This window comes from Mesorhizobium sp. M7A.F.Ca.CA.002.09.1.1, from assembly GCF_003998555.1.
In the GTDB taxonomy this organism is placed as follows: domain Bacteria; phylum Pseudomonadota; class Alphaproteobacteria; order Rhizobiales; family Rhizobiaceae; genus Mesorhizobium; species Mesorhizobium ciceri.
Genome location: NZ_RZRR01000577.1, coordinates 1 through 3,719, shown reverse-complemented (window position 1 = coordinate 3,719; position 3,719 = coordinate 1). Strand labels below are relative to the sequence as shown.

Annotated in this window: 5 protein-coding genes and 1 tRNA gene; 3 read left to right on the top strand and 3 right to left on the bottom strand. The window is 59.4% G+C overall.

Annotated elements, in window-relative coordinates; all coding sequences use genetic code 11:
- Positions 1–163: 163 nt before the first annotated feature.
- Positions 164–421, bottom strand: coding sequence for a hypothetical protein (locus EN994_RS22320; RefSeq protein ID WP_024503836.1), 258 nt, complete (start codon positions 419–421; stop codon positions 164–166).
- A 224-nt stretch (positions 422–645) separates the two neighbouring features.
- Between EN994_RS22320 and EN994_RS22315 the strand changes: the two genes are divergently transcribed.
- Together EN994_RS22315 and EN994_RS22310 are read left to right on the top strand one after the other, a co-directional pair.
- Positions 646–720: transfer RNA gene (locus EN994_RS22315), tRNA-Asn, on the top strand.
- A gap of 158 nt (positions 721–878) precedes the next feature.
- Positions 879–2,147: a DUF6538 domain-containing protein gene (locus EN994_RS22310; RefSeq protein ID WP_063168122.1), complete on the top strand. Its 1,269-nt coding sequence runs from the start codon at positions 879–881 to the stop codon at positions 2,145–2,147.
- Here the strand turns inward: EN994_RS22310 and EN994_RS35415 are convergent.
- Both EN994_RS35415 and EN994_RS22305 read right to left on the bottom strand, forming a co-directional pair.
- A complete protein-coding gene (locus EN994_RS35415) occupies positions 2,129–2,302 on the bottom strand; it encodes a hypothetical protein (protein ID WP_158515785.1) in 174 nt (57 codons plus the stop codon). The two genes, EN994_RS22310 and EN994_RS35415, sit on opposite strands and share 19 nt — an antisense overlap.
- A gap of 73 nt (positions 2,303–2,375) precedes the next feature.
- Positions 2,376–2,597: a hypothetical protein gene (locus EN994_RS22305; RefSeq protein ID WP_063168124.1), complete on the bottom strand. Its 222-nt coding sequence runs from the start codon at positions 2,595–2,597 to the stop codon at positions 2,376–2,378.
- Positions 2,598–2,914: 317 nt separating this feature from the next.
- On the opposite strand from EN994_RS22305, the gene EN994_RS35680 reads away from it, so the two are divergent.
- A partial coding sequence (locus EN994_RS35680) for a hypothetical protein (RefSeq protein WP_206530468.1) occupies positions 2,915–3,719 on the top strand: 805 nt, incomplete at its 3' end.

Here is a 3,719-nt window from a genome sequence, read left to right as displayed (position 1 = left end):
CTTTATTAGCGGACAGTTAAGCATAGCCTGATGGGAGAAGAAACGCATCCTGTCGCCGCATGACAGGGCAAGGCTTGCCTCGGCCGCGGCTGTTCTCAAGCAGATCCGTGAGGCACTGGAAGAGCAGGCCGCCCACTGAAACACCACCTTGCGCTATCGGCGGTCAATCGGGCCGGCGACGCCGTTCCCACCAGACGACAAAGCGACGCCGGTGACGGCGGACCATGGCGAATTCATAGGACAGCACCAGCAATCCGAGCGGAACCATCCAGAAGCCGAGGATCGGCAGGAAACCGAGGATGCCACCGATGGTCAGCAGGATGCCGATCGTGATTCTGAGCCCGCGCGAGCGCGGCATTTTGAACTCGCGCCCGAAAACAGAGATTTTGCGCGCCGGCATCTGGTTGTCTTGTGCTGTCATCGTCTCGAAAGATTGACCCGTTTCGATCGTTCGCAAGCATGCTCAAACCAAAGCCGCCGCCGCGCTTTCGGTTCCATATCCCTGCCAAGACGGCTAATATGAGGGCATCCTTCGACGATTGCGAGAAAGGCCTATGCGAAAAAGCCTCGGAAAAATGTGAAAAGCTTCTTTGCAAAGCCGAAAAGGGCAGCTATAGGCTGCGCCACTCACATAAGAGCCTCCGTTCCCCGGTAGCTCAGTGGTAGAGCAACCGGCTGTTAACCGGTTGGTCGCTGGTTCGAATCCGGCCCGGGGAGCCAATTTCTGTGCTTTCAGCGCATTGCCAGACTTTCCAACGCTTTGGTTTAATTGAATAATCCGCGCCGACAGCGTCAGGTGATCAATCGGCACGCGGAATTTTGCTAAACATCCTGCTGCACATATTGCCATACACAGGCGCAGCGCGCATGGTAGCGGTATGAACGTCAAGCGCCGCAATAAGACCTTCCACATCGTCCGCCGAGTGCCTAAGCGCTATGCTGCAATCGAGCCGCGCACTCAAATCTGGATCAGCCTTCACACGGACTCCGAAACGGTTGCGCGACAGAAGGCTCCAACCGCATGGGCGCATATGGTCGAGGGCTGGGAAGCTACCCTTGCCGGCGCAACCGACGATGCCGAGCGACGGTTTGCAGCGGCGAAGGAACTGGCCGCCGTGCGCGGCTACAACTACCTGCCCGCTGATCGCATCGCCCAACTCCCCCGCGAAAAGCTGCTCGAACGTGTCGAGTCCGCCCTGAAGCTCAATGGCGATGCTGCCAAGATCGAGGCGCGCGCCGTGCTGGGCGGCGCTCCCGAACCGGGGATCAAAATCAGCAAGGCACTGGAGTTGTATTGGGGCTTTGCCAAGCAGGACACGATAGGCAAGAGCGAGGATCAGCTTCGCCGCTGGGAGCACCCCCGCAAACGTGCCATCGCCAACTTGATTGAAGAGATCGGCGACAAGGAGCTTTCAGAGATCACCGGAGACGACATGCTCGACTTCCGCGAAACATGGATGGAGCGGATAGCGGCCGGCGATGCCAAGCCCGACACTGCTAACAAGGATTTCCAGCACATCGGCAATATCCTTCGCACCGTGGTCAAGATGAAGCGGCTAGGGCTGGTCCTGCCGCTGGACGGCCTCACCTTCAAAGCCGACAAGGAGCGGACCCGCCCGCCTTTCTCGGTCGACTGGATCAAGACCAAGCTGCTTGCCCCCGGCGCGCTGGACAGCTTGAACACGGAAGCCCGGTGCATCCTGCTTGGCATGATCAACACCGGCTATCGCCCCGGCGAAGCGGCCGGGCTCATGCCGCACCACATCCGCCTGGATGTTGACGTGCCATATATCAGCATTGAGCCGGAAGGCCGGCAGCTAAAGAACAAGGTGAGCGAGCGTGTCATTCCGCTGGTAGGCGTGTCGCTCGAAGCCTTCAAGCACTGCCCGCAAGGCTTTCCGACCTATCGTTTCAAGGACAAGATCAGCGACACGGTGAACAAGTACCTTCGGGAACACGACCTGTTAGAGACACCGGAACATGTTCTCTACAGCCTGCGGCATTCTTTTGAAGACCGGATGATTGCCGCCAAGGTAGATGAGCGTATCCGGCGCGACCTGTTCGGCCATGCGCTGGGCAGGGAACGCTACGGCGAAGGCGCGACGTTGGCGCACAAGCGCGACATCCTTCAGAGCTTCGCCCTTTGAGCAGCGACGATTGCCCGCGCCCGGGCGATGGGGTCTCCCCTCGCCTCTTCGGCCGCGATTTCCGCCTCTAGCCGCGTGAAGATCGGCGCATAGATCGCATCTTCGACCACAAGCGACGCAACGAACGCGTGGGCGGCTTTGAGCCGGGCCAGCATGGACCCGTGATCGTCGGCTATGGTCGAAGAATGCAGCATGGCTTGGGCAACTTTTTTGAAACCGGGTGCAAACTCAGCGGCGCACGATATGCGCACCGATCCAGATGGCGGGCCAGGCAACCAAGAAGAGCGCCGCCGCGACCAACGCGGCCGGCCGGAGCCGCAAGAGATCGTCGACCACGGCGCGAGAGTTCGCCGCCACTGCCGGGCTGGCGTCGCGATTGGTGACGATGCCCTGAAGGAAGAGAACGCCCCCGGCTACCCAAAGCGCCGCGACCGGAAAAATGATGTCCATGAAAATTCACGCCCGTTTTGACCACGACCGGGAGTCTGGCACAGTTCGCCCGAATAGCAACACGAGCGCACGTCTGGCCCAGAAGCTTTCGCACTGCCATACGAAGTCTTCGTCAACACATTGCTTTGATTTTGCAACTTGTTGCAAACTTTTCCTGCCGATTACACTTCAGAAGCACTGTCGATTTGACCACGCTCATGGTAGATATGGGGTGCGCTGGTTCACGCTGCGCCGCGTGGACTGTCAACAGGGGCGGTGCCGCATTTTTCCTTGGTCGGATGGCGGTGCCGCCCCTCTCAGACCAAGGAATAGACCAAATGTCCCCTCACCTAGCCTATTCACGCCCTCAATCCGCCGATGCCACCACCGACGCGGACAACACCAACAATCCCCCAGACATCGACACGACAGAGCCAGTGCAGCAGCCGGACCAAAAGGAATGGCGGATGCACAGCCACTACAGGCCGGAGAATTGGCCATTGTCTCGCACGATTTCCCAACAGGGCATCATGCGGCAATACATCCGCGTCTGGCGTCACTACATACCGGTGGGCACGCGAGACACGATCCTGATCATCATCGACAAAACCGTGAACTGGGGCGTGAGCACGTGCTGGCTCACCTACAGGCAGATAATGCAGGCGAGCGGGCCGAAGGAAACGCAAGCCCGAGGGCATATCCAGTGGTTAGAGGCCGAGGGTTTCATCACGGTAGAGCACTCCCCCGGCAATGCCAAAGGTATGCGCATTACTCTCAACCTCGACTGGGAACCGTCCGACCCACCAGTGTCGCAAAAGGCACTCCCACGGAAAAGTGTGGGGGCAACTCCCACGGAAAACCGAGGGGGCAGGAAGGTGACCCCCACGGAACACCAAGGGGCTACCCCCACGAAAAGCCAAGGGACTACCCCAACGGAAAACCGAGGGGCATTTAGAGAGAACGTTTCAGAAGGAACCGCAGAAGGAAATTCAAAGCTCAGAGGGAATGATTACTCGCCGCCTGCCGGCAACGAGGGGTCGGCCCCGAAAACCGAAACGTCTCATCCTATCCGGCAACGCGTTCGCCCGGTCGTTCAAGGCGCTTCCGGGGAAAAGACGCCTCCGGCGAAAGAGAACCCCCCGG